Annotated in this window: 20 protein-coding genes; 17 read left to right on the plus strand and 3 right to left on the minus strand. The window is 63.4% G+C overall.

Annotated elements, in window-relative coordinates:
• Positions 1 to 6: 6 nt before the first annotated feature.
• The 14 genes from murG to nrdR all read left to right on the plus strand — a co-directional run bounded on the left by murG (position 7) and on the right by nrdR (position 15,758).
• Positions 7 to 1,134 (plus strand): undecaprenyldiphospho-muramoylpentapeptide beta-N-acetylglucosaminyltransferase, encoded by a 1,128-nt coding sequence (gene murG, locus QQM37_RS00760; protein ID WP_285724050.1) that lies wholly within the window; start codon positions 7 to 9, stop codon positions 1,132 to 1,134.
• A gap of 11 nt (positions 1,135 to 1,145) precedes the next feature.
• A complete protein-coding gene (gene murC, locus QQM37_RS00765; RefSeq protein WP_420030100.1) occupies positions 1,146 to 2,585 on the plus strand; it encodes a UDP-N-acetylmuramate--L-alanine ligase in 1,440 nt (479 codons plus the stop codon).
• Positions 2,575 to 3,870, plus strand: coding sequence for a cell division protein FtsQ/DivIB (locus QQM37_RS00770; RefSeq protein WP_285724054.1), 1,296 nt, complete (start codon positions 2,575 to 2,577; stop codon positions 3,868 to 3,870). The genes murC and QQM37_RS00770 overlap by 11 nt, the downstream gene beginning before the upstream one ends.
• Positions 3,871 to 4,049: 179 nt before the next feature.
• Entirely contained in the window at positions 4,050 to 5,222 is a 1,173-nt protein-coding gene (gene ftsZ / locus QQM37_RS00775) for a cell division protein FtsZ (protein WP_285724055.1), read from the plus strand.
• A 13-nt stretch (positions 5,223 to 5,235) separates the two neighbouring features.
• Positions 5,236 to 5,946, plus strand: coding sequence for a purine nucleoside phosphorylase YfiH/LACC1 family protein (locus tag QQM37_RS00780; protein WP_285724057.1), 711 nt, complete (start codon positions 5,236 to 5,238; stop codon positions 5,944 to 5,946).
• Entirely contained in the window at positions 5,943 to 6,737 is a 795-nt protein-coding gene (locus tag QQM37_RS00785) for a YggS family pyridoxal phosphate-dependent enzyme (protein ID WP_285724059.1), read from the plus strand. The genes QQM37_RS00780 and QQM37_RS00785 overlap by 4 nt, the downstream gene beginning before the upstream one ends.
• 50 nt (positions 6,738 to 6,787) lie before the next feature.
• Positions 6,788 to 7,306 (plus strand): cell division protein SepF, encoded by a 519-nt coding sequence (locus tag QQM37_RS00790; RefSeq protein ID WP_285724062.1) that lies wholly within the window; start codon positions 6,788 to 6,790, stop codon positions 7,304 to 7,306.
• Positions 7,307 to 7,336: 30 nt separating this feature from the next.
• The gene (locus QQM37_RS00795; RefSeq protein WP_285724064.1) at positions 7,337 to 7,627 is read left to right on the plus strand and encodes a YggT family protein; all 291 of its coding nucleotides are present in this window, start codon (positions 7,337 to 7,339) and stop codon (positions 7,625 to 7,627) included.
• 159 nt (positions 7,628 to 7,786) lie between these two features.
• Entirely contained in the window at positions 7,787 to 8,458 is a 672-nt protein-coding gene (locus QQM37_RS00800; RefSeq protein WP_285724066.1) for a DivIVA domain-containing protein, read from the plus strand.
• An 86-nt stretch (positions 8,459 to 8,544) separates the two neighbouring features.
• A complete protein-coding gene (lspA, locus tag QQM37_RS00805) occupies positions 8,545 to 9,156 on the plus strand; it encodes a signal peptidase II (protein ID WP_285724068.1) in 612 nt (203 codons plus the stop codon).
• A complete protein-coding gene (locus QQM37_RS00810; RefSeq protein WP_285724070.1) occupies positions 9,153 to 10,100 on the plus strand; it encodes an RluA family pseudouridine synthase in 948 nt (315 codons plus the stop codon). Before lspA ends, QQM37_RS00810 begins: the two co-directional genes overlap by 4 nt.
• Positions 10,101 to 10,151: 51 nt before the next feature.
• Positions 10,152 to 13,691, plus strand: coding sequence for a DNA polymerase III subunit alpha (gene dnaE, locus QQM37_RS00815; protein ID WP_285724072.1), 3,540 nt, complete (start codon positions 10,152 to 10,154; stop codon positions 13,689 to 13,691).
• A gap of 88 nt (positions 13,692 to 13,779) precedes the next feature.
• Positions 13,780 to 15,159 carry a histidinol dehydrogenase gene (hisD, locus tag QQM37_RS00820; RefSeq protein WP_420030101.1) on the plus strand — a complete coding sequence of 460 codons (1,380 nt, stop codon included), beginning with the start codon at positions 13,780 to 13,782 and terminating at the stop codon, positions 15,157 to 15,159.
• A 107-nt stretch (positions 15,160 to 15,266) separates the two neighbouring features.
• Positions 15,267 to 15,758: a transcriptional regulator NrdR gene (gene nrdR / locus QQM37_RS00825; protein ID WP_285724076.1), complete on the plus strand. Its 492-nt coding sequence runs from the start codon at positions 15,267 to 15,269 to the stop codon at positions 15,756 to 15,758.
• Between the two features lie 115 nt (positions 15,759 to 15,873).
• On the opposite strand, the gene ppgK is transcribed toward nrdR, so the two are convergent.
• Positions 15,874 to 16,662, minus strand: coding sequence for a polyphosphate--glucose phosphotransferase (gene ppgK / locus QQM37_RS00830; protein WP_285724078.1), 789 nt, complete (start codon positions 16,660 to 16,662; stop codon positions 15,874 to 15,876).
• Positions 16,663 to 16,787: 125 nt separating this feature from the next.
• A complete protein-coding gene (gene map, locus QQM37_RS00835; RefSeq protein WP_285724080.1) occupies positions 16,788 to 17,654 on the minus strand; it encodes a type I methionyl aminopeptidase in 867 nt (288 codons plus the stop codon).
• A gap of 156 nt (positions 17,655 to 17,810) precedes the next feature.
• Here map and QQM37_RS00840 point away from each other — a divergent pair, with 156 nt between their 5' ends.
• Complete coding sequence (locus tag QQM37_RS00840) at positions 17,811 to 17,978, plus strand: SPOR domain-containing protein (protein ID WP_285724082.1); 168 nt, start codon at positions 17,811 to 17,813, stop codon at positions 17,976 to 17,978.
• Positions 17,979 to 18,166: 188 nt separating this feature from the next.
• Complete coding sequence (locus QQM37_RS00845; protein ID WP_285724084.1) at positions 18,167 to 18,790, plus strand: DUF5666 domain-containing protein; 624 nt, start codon at positions 18,167 to 18,169, stop codon at positions 18,788 to 18,790.
• Positions 18,791 to 18,804: 14 nt separating this feature from the next.
• Here QQM37_RS00845 and panB read toward each other — a convergent pair whose 3' ends face one another.
• Positions 18,805 to 19,671 (minus strand): 3-methyl-2-oxobutanoate hydroxymethyltransferase, encoded by an 867-nt coding sequence (gene panB, locus QQM37_RS00850; RefSeq protein WP_285724087.1) that lies wholly within the window; start codon positions 19,669 to 19,671, stop codon positions 18,805 to 18,807.
• A gap of 228 nt (positions 19,672 to 19,899) precedes the next feature.
• Between panB and QQM37_RS00855 the strand changes: the two genes are divergently transcribed.
• Positions 19,900 to 21,240 (plus strand): glutamine synthetase family protein, encoded by a 1,341-nt coding sequence (locus tag QQM37_RS00855; protein ID WP_285724088.1) that lies wholly within the window; start codon positions 19,900 to 19,902, stop codon positions 21,238 to 21,240.
• Positions 21,241 to 21,252 lie beyond the last annotated feature (12 nt).

Consider the following 21,252-nt stretch of genomic DNA (forward strand, 5'->3'; position numbering starts at 1 on the left):
AGTACCATGACTGATCCTTCGCGCTCCGCCTCCACTGCCCGCAGCATGGGCCCCTCCGTCGTGCTGGCGGGCGGCGGATCTGCCGGTCATGTGTCGCCGCTACTGGCCATCGCCCAGGCCATCCGTCGGGCCGAGCCTGAGGCCAGGCTGCGGGCGGTGGGGACCAAGGACGGACTGGAGACCCGGTTGGTTCCGGCCGCTGGCTTTGAGCTGGAACTCATTGACCGGGTTCCGATGCCGAGGCGTCCCAGCCTGGCTGCGCTCAGGTTCCCGGTGGCGATGCGTCGTGCCATCGCCCAGAGCCGGGAGATCCTGCAACGGGCCGAGGCCGAGGTGCTGGTCGGGGTGGGTGGCTATGTCTGCACTCCGCTGTATCTTGCCGCCCAGCGCCTGGGAATCCCCACCATCATCCATGAGGCGAATCTCAGACCCGGGCTGGCGAACCGACTGGGTGCCCGCCGGGCTGCGGCGATCGGAACGGCGTTCGAGGGCATCGCGCTGCCGGGTGCGCAGTGGGTCGGCATGCCGATGCGCTCGGACATCGCTCATGCTGACCGCGCTGCGGATCGGGAGAGCGCCAGGGCCGCGCTGGGTCTCCCACTCGATGCCACGGTTCTGGTGGTCACCGGCGGATCGCTGGGTGCTGTGCGGATCAACCAGGCGGTCGCTGCTGCTGCTGCCGATCTGGTGGCGGCCGGCATCGTGGTCCTTCATCTGACCGGGGCAGGCAAGCAGGTGATGGATGAGCACGGCGAACCGCTGGCTCTGCCCGGCTACCTGCAACGTGAGTACCTCGACACGATGGCTCTGGCGTATTCCGCTGCCGACCTGCTGGTTTGTCGTTCCGGTGCCGGGACGGTCAGCGAGGTGGCTGCGGTCGGTGTTCCAGCGATCTTTGTGCCGCTTCCCGTGGGCAATGGTGAACAGCGTCTCAATGCGGCGACTCTGGTGGACCGGGATGCAGCGCTGATGGTGGCGGACAACGAATTTTCTGCCGACTGGCTGCGCCGGGTCGCACTGCCGCTTCTGCGGGACCCTGCCCGGCTGGCTGAACTGGGCGAACGGGCAGCACAACGAGGTATTCGTGATGCGGCCGAGCAGATGGCGACGATGACGCTGGGAGCGATCAGATGACACCGACCGATATGACTCCTCCGGCTGCCTCCGCCCTCAACCCCGCACTGGCCGGGCGGACCATCCACTTCATCGGTGTGGGTGGGGCAGGAATGTCCGCCATTGCGCGGATCATGCTGCAACTCGGCGTTGCCGTCAGTGGCAGCGACGGCCAGGATTCACCCGTGCTGGCGCAACTGCGCGCCCAGGGTGCCCAGATCCACCTGGGCCACGATGCCGCCCACCTCGGTGCGGCAGACACGGTCGTCTACTCGAGTGCGATCCGGGCGGACAATGCGGAATTCGCCCAGGCGCAACGTGCCGGTCTGCGTATCTGGCATCGCTCCGAGGCTCTTGCTGCCGTGATGAGCGGAACCGTCATTGCGGTGGCCGGGACCCATGGCAAAACCACCACCACCTCGATGACCGTGGTGGCCTTGCGCGGAGGTGCCCTGGACCCTGGCTTCGCGATCGGTGCCGTGGTGGCCGAACTGGGCAGCAACGCCGCGCTGGGCAGCAGCCCGATCTTTGTGGCGGAGGCCGATGAGTCGGACGGCTCCTTCCTGAATTACCGCCCGCAGATCGCCGTGGTGACGAACATCGAGGCCGATCACCTGGACCACTATGGAACCGCAGAAGCCGTGAACAGGGCCTTTGAGGACTTTGCCGCGCTGCTTCCTGCCGGGGGACTGCTGGTGGCCTGCGCGGACGATGCCGGCGCTTCAGCCTTGGCCGACCGCACTGTGCCGCGGGCCAGGGTGGTCCGTTATGGGCGCTCCGAGGCGGCACAGTGGCGGATCTCGGGCGGTATTTCCGGGGAAGCCGGAGGCGCGGTGCTGACCACCCCGACGGGAGAGCAGCTCGTTCTGAATCTGGCGGTGCCGGGAGAGCACAATGTGCTCAATGCGGTGGCAGCCGTGGCGGTGGCCAGTGAGCTGGGCGTCGAACCGGCTGCTGCACTGGCTGCACTGGCTGGATTCCGTGGTGCGGCCCGACGTTTTGAAGCCAAGGGCGAAGCTCGAGGGGTCCGGGTTTTTGATGATTATGCCCACCATCCCACCGAGGTGCGGGCCGCGCTTCAGGGTGCCCGCGCGGTGGCTGGGGAGGGAAAGGTCCGGGTCCTGTTTCAACCGCACCTGTTTTCTAGGACGCAGGCCTTTGCCGCCGATTTTGCTCACGCCCTGCGCGGTGCCGATGAGGCCTATGTGCTGGATATCTATGCTGCCCGAGAGGATCCTGTTCCTGGGGTGGACAGCAGGATCATCACCGAGGCAGCCGCGCTGGCCGTCTCGGCTGAGGATGCCGGAGCCGGTCGCGGAACCCTGCACTACGCGCCCGATGCCGCCGCCGCCGTTGGCGCTCTTGCGGCATCGAGCGCTGCTGGTGATGTGCTGCTCACGATCGGTGCGGGAGATGTGACCCGGTGGGGAAGCGTGCTGCTGACCGAACTGGAGGCCAGCGATGCGACGTAAACCCCATGTGGTGTCCAGCAGGCCAGCCGGTGCCCCCGAGCTGAGTCCTGAGGAGATGGTGAGTCCTGAGGAGATTGCGCAGCCGCCCGTTGAGGGCTCCCCGGGGGATATGCCTGGGGTCTCGGTGGCCAGGATTCCTCTGGAGGACAGCAGCGGAGTCGGCATGGAGGACGGCGGCGCGGACAGCCTTGGCGCCCAGAGCGCGGAGGCTCGGGGTTCAGGTGTCACGGGTTCAGGTGTCACGGGTTCGGACCTCCAGGGCCGGAAGCTGGTTCTGGCGACCTCGGATGCGGTGACCGCTCTGCCGGTTCCCGATGCGGAGCCCCTCGCGGAGCAGGATCAGTTCGCTGTGCCGGTACCGCGCCCCAAGAAGGCAAAGAAAAGCACCCCATCAAAGAAGGGCACACAGCCAAAGAAGGGCACACAGCCAAAGAAGGGCTCCAAGCCGCCAGCGGCGGCTGTCGATGACGCATGGGCCGATGACGCATGGGGCGATCATGCGGGCGCCGCAGACGACGAGGCTGGCAACGCGACGGTGTTGGCCTTCCCGGGGCGCAAAGAACGTGTGCGCCGCTCGGGACGCCGGCCCTGGCTGCCGTGGACGGTGGCTGCGACCGTCATCGTGCTGGTGGCTGGCCTGATGGCTGCTGTGCTGTTCACCCCGATGCTCGCGCTGCGCACCGTGGCCGTGGATGGCACCAGGCTCGCTTCGGAGGATTCCGTTCAGCAGGCACTGGCCCCACTCAAGGGCAAACCGCTGACCCAGGTCACCCAGAGCCAGGTCCAGCAGCTGCTGACCCCGCTGGTGCAGGTCAAATCGGTCAGCATCGAGGCTCGCCCCCCGTCCACGCTCCTGGTGCACATCATTGAGCGTGTTCCGGTGGCGGTGCTTAAAAGCGGATCGGATTATCTGCTGGTCGATCCTCAGGGCATTCAGCTGGGGACCACCAGGGATCTGGGGGCGGCAAAACTTCCCCTGATCGATGGCGGCACCGCCATGATTGGCCAGAGCACCTTCGCGGCGATGACCGCTGTTCTGGCCGCGCTGCCTGCCGACGTGCTGGGGCGGATGAAGTCTGCATCGGCCTCCTCGCCGGACAATGTGGAACTGACGCTGAGCGACGGGAAGACGGTCGTCTGGGGTGATGCTTCGGAGATGGCGTTGAAGGCCCAGGTGCTCAAGATCATGCTGGACAACCCGCCCACTGCTCAGGCGGGCAAACCGGCACCGGCGCCGGTGAGAACCTACGATGTGTCCTCACCCCGGCATCCCGTCACCCGATAAGTTCCTGGGATGATTCACACGACACGCGGGCGTGGTCATTGCGCCGAAACTCGATGCCCCATAGCGTCACATCAAGAGTTAGTTGACATAACTATAACCCTCAACTTGAGGGTTAAGGTTTAGCTCGACACATTATTTCTGCAGAACATCGAACCAACATCGAACAAGGGACACCAACCGTGGCAGCACCGCAGAACTATTTGGCCGTCATCAAAGTGGTCGGCATCGGCGGCGGCGGCGTGAACGCTGTCAACCGCATGATCGAAGTAGGCCTGCGTGGCGTGGAGTTCATTGCGATCAACACCGATGCTCAGGCGCTGCTGATGTCTGATGCTGATGTGAAGCTCGACGTCGGGCGTGAACTGACCCGTGGGCTGGGCGCAGGCGCGGATCCGGAGGTTGGACGCAAGGCTGCTGAGGACCACGCCGAGGAGATCGAAGAGGTGCTCCGTGGTGCCGATATGGTGTTCGTCACCGCAGGTGAGGGTGGCGGCACCGGCACTGGCGGTGCTCCGGTGGTGGCTCGCATCGCACGCTCCCTCGGTGCCCTGACCATCGGTGTGGTCACCCGCCCGTTCACCTTCGAGGGACGCCGCCGTTCCAACCAGGCGGAGTCCGGTATCGATTCGCTGCGCGATGAAGTCGATACCTTGATCGTCATCCCGAACGACCGTCTGCTGTCGATCAGCGATCGCAATGTCTCGATGCTCGATGCTTTCCGCTCCGCGGATCAGGTGCTGCTCTCCGGTGTTCAGGGCATCACGGACCTGATTACCACCCCGGGCCTGATCAACCTGGACTTCGCCGATGTGAAGTCCGTGATGCAGGGTGCAGGTTCCGCTCTGATGGGTATCGGTTCGGCCCGTGGCGAGGATCGTGCCGTCAAGGCCGCGGAGCTGGCCATCGCCTCGCCGCTGTTGGAAGCCTCCATCGAGGGGGCCCATGGTGTGCTGCTCTCCATTCAGGGCGGTTCCGACCTGGGTCTCTTCGAAATCAACGAGGCCGCGCGACTGGTGCAGGAAGTGGCACACCCCGAGGCGAACATCATCTTCGGTGCGGTCATCGACGATGCACTCGGCGACGAGGCTCGCGTCACGGTCATCGCTGCCGGTTTCGACAACGTCGATGCGACGAGCGCACCGCTGCCCGACCGTGCGACGCGCCAGGAGGCACCCGTCGCCGCCGCTGCCCCGGCGGCCGCAGCCCCCAGCCTCTCCAGCTGGGGCCAGAACAGCTCTTCGTCACAGTCCGGCGTCGACCACGGCTTTGACGAGGAACTGCCCGCTATCGTGGAGCCGGATCTCAGTGCCTCCCGGATGGATGATCTGGACGTTCCGGACTTCCTGAAGTAAATCTGATTCAGGAATGTATTTCTGGCAACACCACCTTCGCGGGGAGTGGACTGGCGTTTTCACAGATGCTTCCTCCGGCTCCCTGAGTCTGAGAGTCCCGGCTGGCGGTGCTGCTGATCCTCAGGCGGCTGCCCGTAGGGAACATCTGGTAAATGCGCTCGATGGCGGTCCAGTTCAGTTCATGACCCAGGTCCACGGAACCACCGTGGTCTGGGTCGATGAGCTGGGGGCTCCGCCGGTGCAGGAGCAGCCGGTCGCCGATGGGCTGCTCACCTCTGACCGGGCTGCGGCAGTGCTTGTTGCCGATTGCCTGCCCATTCTCTGGGTGGCGGAAACAGCGGAGGGCCGGGGGCTTGCTGCTGCGGTCCATGCGGGCCGGAAGGGTGTCGCAGCCAATATCGTGCGTGAAACTGCGCAGGCGCTGCGTGCACGTGGGGGAGTGGAGCTTGAAGCCTGGATAGGCCCCTCTATCTGCGGAGCCTGCTACGAGGTCCCGGAGGAATTGCGCGCGGAGGTGGCATCCGCTGTGCCGGAGACCTTTGCCCAGACCTCCTGGGGTACCCCATCGCTTGATCTGCGCGCCGGTGCCCAGGCGCAACTCGAGGCCGAGGGCGTCCGGGTTCACCGCCTGGATGTCTGTACTCTGGAAGATCGTCGATTCTTCTCCCACCGGGGCGGATCAGCGGGTCGGTTCGCCGGCATCGTCTACCGGAGCGGGTCGTGAGCGAGGCGAGTCGGCCTGCGCCAGTGGAGTCTTCCCGGGCCGACGAACTGGCACGGCGACTCTCGAATGTCCGGGCCAGGATCTCTGCCAGCTCTGAGTCCGCCGGGCGGGAGCAAGAACCGACCCTCATTGTGGTGACCAAATTTCATCCGGCTGTAGACGTGCTGACCCTGGCGGAACTGGGTGTCCGGGACGTAGGGGAGAGCCGGGATCAGGAGGCTTCCGCGAAAGCCGCCCTGGTGAACCGGAGCCTGAGCCTGCTGGGTGCCGCGGATTCCGGACTGGCGCTGCACTGGCATTTCGTCGGCCAGTTGCAGGCCAATAAAGCCAGATCCGTCGTCAAATATGCCCAGGCGATCCACTCGGTGGACCGGATCTCGTTGGTGGGGGCGCTGTCCCGTGCTGCGGTGGTCCGCGCAGCAGCAGAACCTCTGGATTGTTTCATTCAGGTGGATCTGAACCCCGCTCTGGAGGACCTGACAGCGACGGCGATGCCGGAGAAGAGCAGAGGGGGAGCGCTACCCTCTCAGGTGGCCGAGCTGGCTGCCCGCCTTGATGATGCCGAGGGGCTACGCCTCGCGGGAGTGATGGCCGTGGCGCCTCTCGGTGAGGATCCTGATGCGGCTTTTGCCCGACTGGCCAGGATCAGCGCCACTGTGCGGTCCAGCTACAGTGCCGCGGACGGCATTTCCGCCGGAATGAGTGGCGATCTTGAGGCTGCTGTGCGACACGGCGCGACACACCTTCGGATTGGTTCGGATGTCCTCGGTCCGCGCCCAGCCGTGGGGTAGCTTCGAAGGAGCAGCAGTTCAACGAGAAATTCACTGACCAAGGAGCAGAAATGGCTGGCGCTCTGCGTAAGACCATGATTTACCTGGGGCTCGCTGACGGCGACGAGCGCTATGAGGCTCATGAGGAGCCTGCGCCCATGCCGTCTCGCCCCGCCCAGAAAATTGAGGACCGTACTGTGGATTACGACAACGGACAAAACCATGCTGCTCCCGCACCGCAGGCCGAATACCGCGCCCCGGTGACGCCGATCAAGCGTGCCGCGTCCTCTCGTGAAGAGCAGACTGGTCTGAAGCGCATCACCACGGTGCACCCTCGCTCCTACAATGACGCCAAAATCATTGGTGAGAGCTTCCGTGACGGCATCCCGGTGATCATGAACGTGACCGATATGGGCGAAGCCGATGCGAAGCGCCTGGTGGACTTCTCTGCCGGTCTGGTGTTTGGCATGCATGGCAGCATCGAACGTGTCACCAACAAGGTCTTCCTACTCTCGCCCTCCTTCGTGCAGGTGCTGGGTGAAGACCAGAAGGACAGCGAAAGCCAGGCCAGCTTTTTCAATCAGAGCTGATTCGGTCCTCGGGGCAAGTACGCTGTTGCAGTGAGCATTATTTTCACCCTCCTCTACACCGTGATCTTGCTTTTCTATCTCACGTTGTTGCTGCGCATCATCTTTGACTGGATCCAACAGCTTGCCCGTGGCTGGCGCCCACAAGGCGTGGCGTTGATTGCTGCTACCGGGGTGTACTCTGTGACGGATCCACCACTGAAACTTCTGCGCCGGTTGGTGCCACCGCTGAATCTCGGTGGAATCTCGCTGGATGTCGGTCTGATCGTGATTTTCATCGTGACCTGGATCCTTCTGACGGTGACTTCTGGACTCGCGTCATGAGGGTCAATTAGTTTCGCCGGTTTTATGGCTATATTCTGAAAACAAGTAGCGCGTCTCCATGAGCGCAACCGCTACAGTGAGTTATCACGCATAAAGTACTTGAGGCCCGGTCGTTCAATGCGTTCGGGTGTCGGTCCTAAACCCCTATGAGGTGACTAGATGGCCCTGACGCCAGAAGACGTTGTCAATAAGCGATTTCAGCCCACGAAGTTTCGTGAAGGCTACGATCAGGACGAGGTAGACGATTTCCTTGACGAAATCGTCGTCGAGCTGCGTCGTCTCTACCAGGAGAACGACGAGCTGCGTAAGCGTCTTGCCGAGGCTGGCCAGGCGGTTCCTGCCGCCCCGGCAACTCCCGTGGCTGCTGCTGAGGCCGCCGCTCTTGTGGTGGAGAAGCCTGCTGCTCCCGCTGCCAAGGAGGAGGTTGCTCCCGTCGCCGCCCCGGTTGCTGCGGTTGCTCCGGCTCCGGTTGCCGCTCCGGCGATCCACCCGACGGCTGAGTCCGCTGCCGGCGTGCTGACCATGGCGCAGAAGCTTCATGATGAGTATGTGACTGCAGGTCTGCAGCAGCGTGACAAGATCATCGGTGAAGCTCAGGTTGAGGCTTCAGGCCTGGTGAACGAAGCACAGGAGAAGAGTCGCAAGGTTCTGGGCAATCTGGAACAGCAGCGCGCGGTGCTCGAGCGTAAGGTCGAGCAGCTGCGTAGCTTCGAGCGGGATTACCGTTCACGCCTGAAGGCCTACATCGAGGGCCAGCTCAGCGATCTCGAGGCGCGTGGTTCTGTCGCTTCGGGTGACGGCCAGGACAGCGGAAAAACCGCTGAATCCTGAGCACTCTGCTCGTAGGCTCTATTTGTTGACGATGGCCGGTGTCCAGCAGCTGCTGGACACCGGCCATCGTCTTGACCGAGGTAATCATGACTGCACCCGATGAGACCGGCGACCACCCCCAGACTTCCGGAGGACCTGCCGCCCCCCGGCGATCGCGGGGGGTCCTGCTGGCCTGGCTGATTTCACTGGCTGTGGTCGCCTATGCCGCCGATCAGCTGACCAAGCTGTGGGTCACCTCTACGATGCAGCTGTATCAGGTGACCGAGGTATTCCCGCCGGTGCTGCGCTGGTACTACATCACCAACTCCGGTGCGGCCTTCTCCATAGGCGAGGGCTATGCCTGGATCTTCGCCGTGGTGATGGCGGCCGTTTCGGTGGTGATCATCTACCTGGCGCGGAAGGTCACGTCAGTCTGGTGGGCCATCGCCCTGGGTATGGTGCTTGGCGGTGCGCTCGGAAACCTCACCGACCGGCTGTTCCGCTCGCCGGGTTTCGGCATGGGCCACGTGGTGGATTTCATTTCCTTCCCCAACTTCGCGATCTTCAATATGGCTGATTCTGCCGTCGTGGGCGGCGTGATCCTGATCTGCCTGCTGACGCTGAAGGGCATCCCGCTCAATAACCGGGCGGTGAGCAGGGGCTCGAAGGCGCCCCGGAGAACCAGCAGCGACGAGCAGACCGAAACAGACGGATCATGAGCGAAACGAATGCGGAGCAGCTGCGCACCGTGGTGATCCCGGAGCATTCTGACGGCCAGCGGGCTGACGCCGTGCTGGCGGAGTTGCTCGGCGTCAGCCGCTCTCAGGCGGCGGCTCTGCTCAGCGCAGGGCGGGTGACGGTGGATGCCGCTACTTTGGCCAAATCCACCCGGGTCGAGGCGGGCACGGTGCTTACCGTGCGCGAACCCGAGGTCTCCGCGCAGAGCGCCGCCGCTGCGGCCAGCGCCGGAGTGCGTTTGGACGTGCTCTGGGAGGACGAGGACATCGTTGTGGTGGACAAGCCGGTGGGGGTTGCCGCGCACGGATCCCCTGGCTGGGTCGGCCCCACCGTCATCGACTCGCTACGGGCCTCCGGTTACCGTATTTCCACCTCGGGAGCACCAGAGCGGGCCGGCATCGTGCACCGTCTGGACGTCGGGACCTCCGGAGCCATGGCTGTTGCGAAGACGGAGCGTGCCTATACCGGGCTCAAGCAGGCTTTCAAGGACCGCACGGTCAACAAGGTCTACCACACGGTGGTCCAGGGGCTGCCTGACCCTTTGCACGGAACCATCGACGCGCCCATCGGACGTCACCCCGGGCATGACTGGCGCTTCGCGGTTCTGGAGGACGGCAGGCCGAGTATTACCGACTACGAAGTCCTGGAAGCCTTCGGCCGGGCGAGCCTCGTCGAGGTCCACCTGCGCACCGGGCGGACTCACCAGATCAGAGTCCATTTCTCCGCCCTGCATCATCCCTGTGCCGGGGATCTGACCTACGGTGCGGACCCGCGGCTCGCCGCTGAGCTCGGCTTGACCCGTCAATGGCTCCATGCCAGGACCCTGGGGTTCACTCATCCGGTCACAGGCGACTGGATCGAAGTGACCAGCGAATACCCCTCGGATCTGGACTACGCCCTTGAAGTGCTTCGCGGACCGGCCTGAGCCTCGGTGCGTCCAGGCCTGCTGAGGGCCGGGCGAGGCTAGAATGGTGAGGTGGCAAGCACCGGTACTTCAGAGTCATTCGTCCACCTGCACAATCACACTGAATACTCCATGCTGGACGGCGCAGCCCGGCTGGGTGACTTGTTTTCGCATGCCACCGAACTCGGGATGGATGCGGTGGCCACCACCGACCATGGCTTTGTCTTCGGAGCCTTCGATTTCTGGAACAAGGCCCGGAACGCCGGCATCAAACCGATCATCGGCGTCGAGGCCTATCTGACTCCGGGCACGGCGCGACGGGATCGTAGCCGGGTGCGCTGGGGCGATGGCGGTCGCGATGACGTCTCCGGTGCGGGTGCCTACACCCATATGACGCTGTGGGCGGAGAACACCGGGGGAATGCACAACCTTTTCCGTGCCTCCTCTCTCGCCTCCCTTGAGGGCTACCTGTACAAGCCCCGCATGGACAGGGACCTGCTCCAGACGTACGGCAAAGGCCTGATCGCCACCACTGGCTGCCCCTCCGGCGAAGTCCAGACCAAACTGCGGCTGGGTCTCTACCGGGAAGCCGTTCAGGCGGCGAGCGATTTCCGGGACATCTTCGGTGCGGAGAACTTCTTCTGTGAGCTGATGGACCATGGCCTGGACATTGAGCGCAACGTCCAGAAGGACCTGGTCAAGCTGGCCAGGGAACTGGGCCTGCCGCTGGTCGCGACCAACGATCTGCACTACACCCATGCCGAGGATGCCTCCAGCCACGCGGCGCTGCTGTGCGTCCAGTCCGGCTCCACGCTGGCGGACCCCAAGCGGTTCAAATTCGATGCCGATGAGTTCTACCTCAAGTCGCCCCAGGAGATGCGCCAGCTCTTCCGCGACTTCCCCGAAGCCTGTGACAACACGCTGCTGATCGCCGAGCGCTGCAATGTGGAGTTCAACACGAGCGCCAACTACATGCCGCGATTCCCGGTGCCGGAAGGTGAGGATGAGCAGTCCTGGTTCGTCAAGGAAGTCGAAAAGGGGCTGCACTACCGATTCCCACAGGGCATCCCGGACGAGGTGCGCAAGCAGGCTGAGTTCGAGGTCGGCGTCATCGTGCAGATGGGGTTCCCCGGCTACTTCCTGGTGGTGGCGGACTTCATCAACTGGGCCAAGGACAACGGCATTCGCGTCGGTCCGGGGCGTGGATCCGGTGCGGGCTCCATGGTGGCCTATGCCATGCGCATTACGGATCTGGATCCGCTCAAGCACGGGCTGATTTTCGAACGCTTCCTCAACCCGGAACGTGTCTCCATGCCTGACTTCGACGTTGACTTCGATGATCGGCGTCGCTCCGAAGTGATCCGCTATGTGAGCGAAAAATACGGCGATGAACGCGTCGCCATGATCGTGACCTACGGGACGATCAAGGCCAAGCAGGCACTCAAGGACTCCTCTCGCGTGCTCGGCTACCCCTTCTCCACCGGTGAGCGACTCACCAAGGCGATGCCGCCGGATGTGATGGGCAAGGGTATGCCGCTGGCCGATATCCACAACCCCGAGGCCAAACGGTATTCCGAGGCCGAAGAGATGCGGGAACTGCTCAAGAGCGACGCCGACTCGCAGCGTGTCTTCGAAACCGCGCTCGGCCTGGAAGGGCTCAAGCGGCAGTGGGGTGTGCATGCGGCCGGCGTCATCATGTCCTCCGACCCGCTGATCGACATCATTCCGATCATGCGTCGTGAGCAGGATGGCCAGATCATCACCCAGTTTGATTACCCGACCTGTGAGGGCCTGGGACTGATCAAGATGGACTTCCTGGGCCTGCGAAATCTCACCATCATTTCCGATGCGATTGAGAACATCAAGCTCAATCAGAATTTTGATCTGGTGCTCGAAGACCTGGCGCTCGATGACGTCGAGTCCTATGAGCTGCTGGCCCGCGGCGACACGCTCGGCGTGTTCCAGCTGGACGGTGGACCCATGCGGTCGCTGCTCAAGCTGATGAAACCGGACAACTTCGAAGACATCTCCGCGGTGATTGCGCTCTACCGCCCGGGACCGATGGGCGTGAACTCGCATACCAACTACGCGCTGCGTAAGAACAAGCAGCAGGAGATCACCGCGATCCACCCGGAGCTGGAAGCTCCGCTGGAGGAGATCCTCGGTGGAACTTACGGCCTGATCGTTTATCAGGAGCAGGTGATGGCCGCGGCCCAGAAGCTGGCCGGCTTCAGCCTCGGTCAGGCAGATATTCTCCGCCGCGCCATGGGTAAGAAGAAGAAGTCGGAGCTGGATAAGCAGCAGGCTGATTTCTTCGGCGGTATGGCTGCCAACGGCTATTCGCAGCAGGCGATGGATGCGCTCTGGAAGGTCCTAGAATCCTTCGCGGACTACGCCTTCAACAAGGCCCACACTGCGGCTTATGGGCTGATCTCCTACTGGACGGCGTACCTCAAGGCTCACTACCCGGCCGAATACATGGCGGCCCTGCTCACCTCGGTGGGTGATGACAAGGACAAATCCGCCATGTACCTCAATGAGTGCCGACGGATGGGCATCACGGTGCTGCCGCCGGACGTCAACGAATCCGCGCTGAACTTCACCCCGGTGGGCCGGGACATCCGCTTCGGTATGGGTGCCATCCGCAATGTCGGGGCCAATGTGGTGCACGCCCTGGTGCTTGCCCGCCAGGAGAAGGGTGCCTTCGAGAACTTCAGCGACTTCCTGCTGAAAGTCCCGGCCGTCGTCTGCAATAAGCGCACCGTTGAATCGCTGATCAAGGCCGGGGCCTTTGACTCCCTGGGCCACCCGCGGCGCGCCATCGCGATGATCCATGAAGAAGCGATCGATTCGGTCGTCGTTCTCAAACGCAATGAGGCCGCCAACCAGTTCGACCTGTTCAGCGCCTTCGACGAGCCAGGTGAGACCAGCGGGCTGGCCGTCGTCGTGCCGGACCTGCCGGAATGGGAGAAGAAGGACAAGCTGGCCTTCGAGCGGGACATGCTTGGCCTGTATGTCTCCGACCACCCTCTGCAGGGGCTGGAAGGCGTGCTGGCTCAGCATGCAGAGGCGAGCATCAGCCACCTGATCGGCGATGACGGGCCGGCCGACGGTGCCATCGTCACCATTGCCGGCATGATCACCTCGCTCTCCCGTCGGATCGCCAAGGCCAGCGGCAACGCCTATGCACGCGCCGAAATAGAGGATCTGGGCGCTTCAATGGAGGTCATGTTCTTTGGCCAGGTCTACGGACCGATCTCCTCGATTCTGGCCGAGGATCTGATTGTGACGGTCAAGGGGCGACTGCAGAAACGTGACGACGGGAATATCACGCTCAACGCCATGGAACTCACGGTGCCGGATCTGACCGAGGGCACCAACGGGCCGGTGGTGATCTCCTTGCTGGAACACAAGGCCACCGAGCCGGTGTTGCAGGCGCTCGGCGAGGTCCTTGGCACCCATCCGGGCAACTCCGAGGTGCGGCTGCACCTGACCGGAACCTCCTCGGTGAAGATCATGAAACTTCCGCTGCACCGGCGGGTGAACCCGAACCCTGCGCTCTTCGGGGACCTGAAGGTTCTGCTGGGCCCGGCCTGCCTGGAAGCCAGCTGATCCTGAGCTGGTTCCTGGGCTGAACCTGGTACCGCGGCTGCTGAGCCGGAACGGCTAAACTTCTGGGGTGAGTAATCCCGTGGAACCGATGCCCTCCGTAGAAGCCGCACCGGAAGACGCTGGCGAGACTGAGCTGACCGAGACTGGGTTGATCCGTCAGATCGATCTGCGTGGCCGTGAGCTCAGCACCGCGCAACTGCGTGCCGTGGTGCCCCGGGCTGAGCCGGGCGCGGCTGCCGATGCCGAGGACACCGTTCGGCGAGTACTCTCCCGTGTGGAGCAGGAGGGCTGGCCTGCGGTTCTCGAACTCACCGCAGCCTTCGACCGGATCAAGCTGGAGAATCCGCGTGTCCCCGCAGCGGCCCTTCAGGAGGCGCTGCGCACCCTGGATCCCACGGTACGCCGGGCGCTGGAGACCTCCATTGAGCGGGCACAGAAGGTGGCACGGGCCCAACGACCTGACACGGTGTCCGTCGAGGTCGCCCCGGGAGCCACCGTCACCCTGCGCTGGGAACCTCTGCTCCGGGTGGGGCTCTATGTTCCCGGCGGCCTGGCTGTCTACCCCTCGTCGGTGATCATGAATGTGGTCCCGGCACTTGCTGCCGGAGTGGGTTCCATGGTGCTGGTCTCCCCGCCGCAGAAGGAATGGGGTGGCCTGCCGCACCCCACCATCCTGGCCGCAGCTGCTCTGCTTGGCGTCGAGGAGGTCTATTCCCTCGGTGGAGCCCAGGCCATTGCCGCACTCGCTTACGGGCTGGAGGCCGAAGGGGAGTGCCAGGCCCTCGAACCGGTGGACCTGATCACCGGCCCCGGGAACCGTTTCGTGGCGACCGCCAAGCGGCTGCTGCGCGGACGGGTGGGCATTGACGCCGAGGCGGGCCCCACAGAAATTGCGATCCTGGCCGATGACCAGGCACCTGCCGCCTATGTGGCCGCGGACCTGCTGAGCCAGGCCGAACACGACCCCTTGGCCGGCTCGGTGCTGGTGACCTCCTCGCCGGAGCTGGCGGCCGGGGTGCGCCAAGCACTGGAGGGGCAGCTGGCCGCCACCAAGAACGCCGAGCGGGCCCGGCAGGCCCTGGCCGGCCAGCAGTCCGCCATCGTGCTGGTGGATGACCTGGAGCAGGGACTGGCCGTGGTGAACGCCTACGCGGCGGAGCACCTGGAAGTGATGACAGACGATGCCGCCATCCTCGCGGGGCGGGTGACCAGCGCGGGTGCCATCTTCATTGGCCCGTCCTCACCGGTCAGCCTGGGGGACTACTGTGCCGGATCCAACCACGTGCTGCCGACCGGCGGCACCGCAGCCTTCGCCTCGGGCCTGGGCGTTCACACCTTCCTGAAGGCAATTCAGGAGATCCAGTACGACGAGGCGGCGCTTGCGGAAGTTGCCGGTTCGATCATTGCGCTGGCGGATGCTGAAGGCCTGCCGGCCCACGGTGAGGCGGTTGCCGTTCGCCTGCAGTGAGCTACGGCGTCCGTCCTGTTGGACCACTACATCTAGTAATAACAGCCTTGTAGTTCCGCTATATCTAGTGTTAGCCTGTGTGTTGACCGGAGCGAAGGAGGTGGCTGATGTACTGTCCGTTCTGTCGTCACCCCGACTCGCGGGTGGTCGATTCGCGGGTGTCCGATGACGGATCATCGATCCGGCGCCGTCGGCAATGCCCGGAGTGTGAACGACGTTTCACCACGGTGGAGACCACCAGCCTGACGGTGATCAAGCGCTCCGGCATCGGCGAGCCGTTCAGCCGGGGCAAAGTGATCAACGGCGTCCGCAAGGCCTGCCAGGGGCGGCCGGTCAGTGAGGATGATCTGGCCCTGCTGGCGCAGGAAGTTGAAGAGAGCATCCGCTCAGCCGGTGCCGCCGAAATCGAGGCACACGAGGTGGGGCTGGCCATTCTGGGGCCGCTGCAAAAGCTCGACACCATCGCCTACCTGCGCTTCGCGAGCGTCTACCAGGCCTTCGAGACTCTCGACGATTTTGACACCGCGATTGCCGCACTCCGCAAGGAAGCAGCCAGCAACCGGGATTCTGCGCAGTCACAGCAGCGGGATCGTCTCTGAACTCCGGTGGTGGCTGGGGAGGGGAAGCCCGAGCCACCACCGGCACCACTTGGCGTCGGCCGGTCACCGGCAACGGTGATCCGGGGGACCACTCGCACACAGGCGCGGCGCGGGCCTACTTTTTGCGATAGTGACGCGAGGCCTGAAGAGCTGCACCAACGATTCCGGCGTTGTTTTTCAGCTCGGCGGTGATGATCTTGGTCTGAAGCTTGAGCTGCGGCAGATAATCTTCGCTGCGTTTGGAGATGCCACCGCCGACGATGAACAGCTCGGGGGAGAACAGGAACTCCACGTGAGAGAAGTAACGCTGCAGTCGCTGAGCGTACTCGTCCCAGGGCAGGTCCTCACGTTCCCGGGCCGATGCTGAGGCCCGGGTCTCAGCATCGAAACCGTCGATCTCCAGATGCCCGAGTTCCGCATTGGGGACCAGCTTTCCGTTGAAGATGAAGGCAGAGCCGATGCCGGTGCCCAGAGTGATCACCAGCACGGTGCCTTTGACACCCTTGCCGGCGCCGTACTTGGCTTCCGCCACGCCAGCGGCGTCGGCATCGTTCATCACGTGGACCGGACGCTTGAGGACCGAGGTCAGCAGAGCATCGGCATCGGTGCCAATCCAGCTGTTGTCGACATTGGCCGCCGAGCGGGCCACGCCGTGAACGATGATCGCCGGGAAGTCCACGCCGATGGGTGAGTTTTTACTGGGGGCCTCCGGGCGGGACATGAGTTCGTCGACGACCTGCCGGACCACCTCGGCAACCGCTTCCGGAGTAGCAGGCTGGGGGGTGTCGATCCGGAAGCGTTCCCCGATCAGCTTGCCATTGTCCAGGTCGACAATGCCGCCCTTGATCCCGGTACCACCAATATCGATGCCGATGATGTGGGAGGACGATTCATGAGAGGACATAACAACTCCGGAGGGGTCGAAAGCTGACGGTGAACAGGGCAAGTGTAGAAAAACAGCTAATCACAGATGACGGTCATTGACCGCGAGTAAAAGCAATATGAACGGCGCATTCCGTACCTCTGGCACTACGGCAGCGTCAGAACCTCCGCTCCGGTCTCCGTGACCAGAAGCGTGTGTTCAAACTGGGCGGTACGGCTACGGTCCCGGGTCACCGCAGTCCAGTCGTCGGCCCAGAGATCCCAGTCGATGCCGCCCAGGGTGAGCATCGGTTCGATCGTGAAGACCATACCGGGTTCGATCAGTGTCGAATAGGCCGGTGCGGCGTCATAGTGCGGAATGATCAGGCCGGTGTGGAAGGCCTCGCCCACGCCGTGCCCGGTGAAATCGCGGACCACCCCGTAGCCGAAACGCTTGGCATAGGACTCGATGGCCCGGCCGATGACATTGATCTGCCGTCCCGGAGCCACCGCCTTGATGGCCCTTCGCAGGGATTCCTCGGTCCGTTCGACCAGTAGCCGGGACTCTTCATCGACATCACCCACCAGGAAGGTGTAGTTCGTGTCCCCGTGTACACCGCCCAGATAGGCCGTGATATCGATGTTGAGAATGTCGCCGTCCTGCACCACGGTCGAGTCAGGGATACCGTGGCAGATGACCTCATTGAGCGAGGAACACAGCGATTTGGGGAATCCCCGGTAGCCGAGGGTCGAGGGGTAGGCGCCGTGGTCGATCAGGAATTGATGCCCGATGGCGTCCAGCTCGTCAGTGGTCACCCCCGGAACGATGTGCTCGCCGACCGCCACAATGGCCTGAGCGGCAACCTTGGAGGCACGGCGGATGCGCTCAATGGTTTCCGCTGATTTGACCTCGGAACCAGTGAACGGAGCAGGCCCGGGCTTGCCGACATACTCCGGCCGCGGGATCGAAGAGGGGACAGCCCGCTGCGGGCTGAGGATTCCAGGCGTCAGGGTGCCGAGGGGTGCGTGAGGCATGGAACCATCCTACGCACGGCGACGATTCTTCCTGCCTCAACTCTGACCTCCTGCATCCAGGCGGTCAGCACCCTAAACTGAAGGCAGACGCCGGGGCGGTCCGCTGCCTCTGCAGATGCGAGCCGACCAAGATCCCATCCGAGAAGAGGAAGTGCGATGCCGCAGTTTTGGTACAACGTCAAAACCCATGAAGTCGAAGAGGATGCCCAGTCGGACTGGACAGCGTTGATCGGCCCCTACGAGACCAGGGAAGAGGCTGAGCATGCCTTGGAGAAGGTCCACGAGCGCAATGAGGCCTGGGAAGCCGGCGACGAGGATTCCTGACCCTACTCTCTTCCTCCCTCCCAACTGTGTAGCAGAAATTGCACGTAGAAACGTTTCCTTGTGCAATTTCTGCTACACCTAGTTGGGAGCAGCCTCAGCGAACGCTGATGTGAGCCACGGAGTGGTCACAAGCTGGCCTGCGACGATGATGTGGTATTCAGTGAGACCAGTGCTGTTCAAGGAGAATCGTGAACCAGTTTGAAACCCCCGACCTGTCTCAGATGCCGCCCACGTCATCACAGAAGCGTCGTCACCCCGTGCGCACAGCGCTGATCGCCACGGCTGCTGCGGCACTGGTGGTTGGTGCAGGCTCGACGGCGGTCTACGCCGCGACAAGCTCCACGGCCGACAGTTCCAGTTCCAGTTCCACCGCGGCAGCCGCCAAGGGCCAAGGTCGCGGCCGGGTTCTTCACGGCGAAAACGTGGTGGAACGCAATGGCAAGACCGTCACAGTGGAAGTGCAGAACGGCACCATTGAATCCGTCTCGGCGACGTCCCTGACGGTGAAGAGCAGCGACGGCTTCGTACAGACCTACGCGATCGATTCTTCGACCAAGATCGTCAAGCTACCGGCCAAGCCCGCGAAACCTGCGAAGTCATCCGGCAGCCCGAGCTCCAGTGGACCGAACACCGGTTCCGCCCAGGGCCAGAACGGTAACCAGGGCAAGAAGGCTGGCCCTGGAGCCAAGGGTAATCACCCGCAGCCCACCACCATCGCCGTCGGTGATCTCAAGGCAGGCGACACCATCAGCGTCTCCGGGACCAAGAACGGCTCGACCATCACCGCAACCCGGATCGGCCTGCACGCCTAAGAACGCCTGAAGGCTCAGAATGAATGCTCTTCTCCGGGGAACACCCCGGACCTGACCTCATCCCCGTAGCTGCGTGCAGCCTCGCTGAGGATCTCACGAAGCTGAGCATACTGCTTGACAAACTTGGCGACACGCCCGCCGCGTAGACCGGCCATGTCCTGCCAGACCAGGACCTGGCCGGTCGTGGCATTTCCGGCACCGATGCCGATGGTGGGGACGTGGACCGCGGCGTCCACGGCGGCAGCCACCGAGGCTGGCACCATTTCCATCAGCACGGCGAAAGAGCCCGCCTCTGCGAGGGCGACGGCATCGTCAATAATGGCCTGACCGGAATCGCCGCGGCCCTGCACCCGGTAGCCTCCCAGGGCGTGCTCGCTCTGCGGGGTGAACCCGATATGTGCCATGACCGGGATTCCGGCCTCCACCATGGCCCGGACGTGCGGAGCGTGGCGGTGGGTTCCCTCCACCTTGACCGCAGCGACCAGGCCCTCTTTGAGGAACCGGACGGCTGTCATGACCGCCTGGGCCGGGGAGGCCTCATAACTGCCGAAGGGAAGGTCTGCGACCACCAGGGCATGATGGCTGGCCCGGGATACTGCGCGGCACAGCGGAAGTAGTTCGTCGACCGTGACCGGCAGTGTCGACTCATAGCCATAGACATTGTTGGCGGCGGAATCACCGATCAGCAGAACTTCAATACCCGCCTCATCAAAGATCTGAGCGGCGTACTGGTCGTAAGCCGTCAGCATCGCAAAGCGCCGGCCCTCATCTTTGGCTTGTTGCAAATGCGGAATTCGCACCTTGCGCTGCAAGGGAGTGACAGGTGCCGCAGAGGCGGTGGAACCCGTGCCGTAAGGGGCAGGCTGTTCGGCTGAATTCATAGTCTGAGCCTACTCGACTTGCCGTCCTCCGGACCCAGAAAATACGTTGCTAACCCGGCAATGGCACCGAGGCTGGGTAGAGTATTCAGTAGTGTGCCCACGCGCCGCACAACCGTGCGATGCTGGGCAGGAATCCACGCTTCAACCGGCCCGATACCACGGAGCCCGAAGCCCAGAATGGCCCTTCCGGTATTGCCCTGAGCGGACCGGACGACGGAGAGGACAGCCATGGACCGTCAACAGGAGTTCGTGCTGCGCACCATCGAGGAGCGGGATGTGCGTTTTGTGCGTCTCTGGTTCACCGATGTGGTGGGTTCACTGAAGTCAGTAGCCCTTGCTCCGGCAGAAGTGGAGGGCGCCTTTGAGGAGGGCCTTGGTTTTGACGGCTCCTCGATTGAAGGCCTGGCCAGGGTCTACGAATCCGATATGCTCCTGCAGCCGGATCCCTCAACCTTCCAGATTCTGCCCTGGCGTGGGGATACCGAGCAGACCTCCCGGATGTTCTGTGACATTCTGACCCCGGACGGGCAGCCCTCTGCAGCGGATCCACGGCATGTGCTTAAACGGACCCTTGCCAAAGCGGCGGATATGGGTTTCACCTGCTATACACATCCCGAAATTGAGTTTTACCTGCTCAAATCCGAAGAACTCGGTGCAGACGGCCAGCCGGTACCGGTGGATCACGCCGGGTACTTCGATCACGTTCCCGGGGGCGTGGCCCAGGACTTCCGCCGCACTGCGGTGGGCATGCTGGAGAGCGTCGGGATCTCCGTGGAGTTCAGCCATCACGAGGGGGGTCCGGGCCAGAACGAAATAGACCTCCGTTATGCGGATGCTCTGCAGACGGCGGACAACATCATGACCTTCCGCACGGTGATCAAAGAGGTCGCCCTGCAACAGGGGGCTTATGCGACCTTCATGCCTAAGCCGTTTTCCCAGCATCCCGGATCCGGGATGCACACGCACTTCTCGCTCTTCGAAGGCGATTCCAATGCCTTCTTCGAAGCAGGGGCGGAGTTCCAGCTTTCCGCGACGGCACGCAAGTTCATTGCCGGCATCCTGCGCTATGCGCCGGAGTTCACTGCCGTGACCAACCAGTTCGTCAACTCCTATAAGCGCCTCTGGGGTGGCGGTGAAGCCCCGAGTTACCTTTCCTGGGGCCACAACAACCGCTCGGCGCTGGTGCGGGTGCCGCTGTACAAACCGGGCAAGGGGCAGTCGGCCCGGATCGAGTACCGGGGCATCGACTCGGCCACCAACCCGTACCTGGCCTACGCCGTGCTGCTGAGCGCCGGGTTGCGCGGCATCGAGGAAGGCTATGAGCTGCCCTCCGTGGCTGAAGAGGATATTTCGCTGCTGACCACCGCGGAGCGCAGGGTTCTGGGACACGATCCGCTGCCCTCCAGCCTGCATGATGCGGTGCGGATCGCGGAAGAATCCGAATTCCTGGCCGAGGTCCTCGGGGAGCGCGTCTACGAGCATTTCCTACGGAACAAGCGGGCCGAATGGCAGGATTACCGCCTGCAGGTGACGCCCTACGAGTTGCAGAAGAACCTTGGAATTCTCTGACCTGAGGCGTTG

This window comes from Psychromicrobium xiongbiense (assembly GCF_030271165.1).
Classification (GTDB): domain Bacteria; phylum Actinomycetota; class Actinomycetes; order Actinomycetales; family Micrococcaceae; genus Renibacterium; species Renibacterium xiongbiense.

Coding starts and splice junctions, on each gene's coding strand:
- murC (WP_420030100.1), top strand. CDS start 1,146: ATGACTCCTCCGGCTGCCTCCGCCCTCAACCCCGCACTGGCCGGGCGG.
- QQM37_RS00780 (WP_285724057.1), top strand. CDS start 5,236: ATGTATTTCTGGCAACACCACCTTCGCGGGGAGTGGACTGGCGTTTTC.
- ppgK (WP_285724078.1), bottom strand. CDS start 16,662: ATGTCCTCTCATGAATCGTCCTCCCACATCATCGGCATCGATATTGGT.
- map (WP_285724080.1), bottom strand. CDS start 17,654: ATGCCTCACGCACCCCTCGGCACCCTGACGCCTGGAATCCTCAGCCCG.
- lspA (WP_285724068.1), top strand. CDS start 8,545: ATGACTGCACCCGATGAGACCGGCGACCACCCCCAGACTTCCGGAGGA.
- QQM37_RS00840 (WP_285724082.1), top strand. CDS start 17,811: ATGCCGCAGTTTTGGTACAACGTCAAAACCCATGAAGTCGAAGAGGAT.
- QQM37_RS00810 (WP_285724070.1), top strand. CDS start 9,153: ATGAGCGAAACGAATGCGGAGCAGCTGCGCACCGTGGTGATCCCGGAG.
- QQM37_RS00770 (WP_285724054.1), top strand. CDS start 2,575: ATGCGACGTAAACCCCATGTGGTGTCCAGCAGGCCAGCCGGTGCCCCC.
- QQM37_RS00790 (WP_285724062.1), top strand. CDS start 6,788: ATGGCTGGCGCTCTGCGTAAGACCATGATTTACCTGGGGCTCGCTGAC.
- nrdR (WP_285724076.1), top strand. CDS start 15,267: ATGTACTGTCCGTTCTGTCGTCACCCCGACTCGCGGGTGGTCGATTCG.
- hisD (WP_420030101.1), top strand. CDS start 13,780: ATGCCCTCCGTAGAAGCCGCACCGGAAGACGCTGGCGAGACTGAGCTG.
- QQM37_RS00855 (WP_285724088.1), top strand. CDS start 19,900: ATGGACCGTCAACAGGAGTTCGTGCTGCGCACCATCGAGGAGCGGGAT.
- panB (WP_285724087.1), bottom strand. CDS start 19,671: ATGAATTCAGCCGAACAGCCTGCCCCTTACGGCACGGGTTCCACCGCC.
- QQM37_RS00800 (WP_285724066.1), top strand. CDS start 7,787: ATGGCCCTGACGCCAGAAGACGTTGTCAATAAGCGATTTCAGCCCACG.
- murG (WP_285724050.1), top strand. CDS start 7: ATGACTGATCCTTCGCGCTCCGCCTCCACTGCCCGCAGCATGGGCCCC.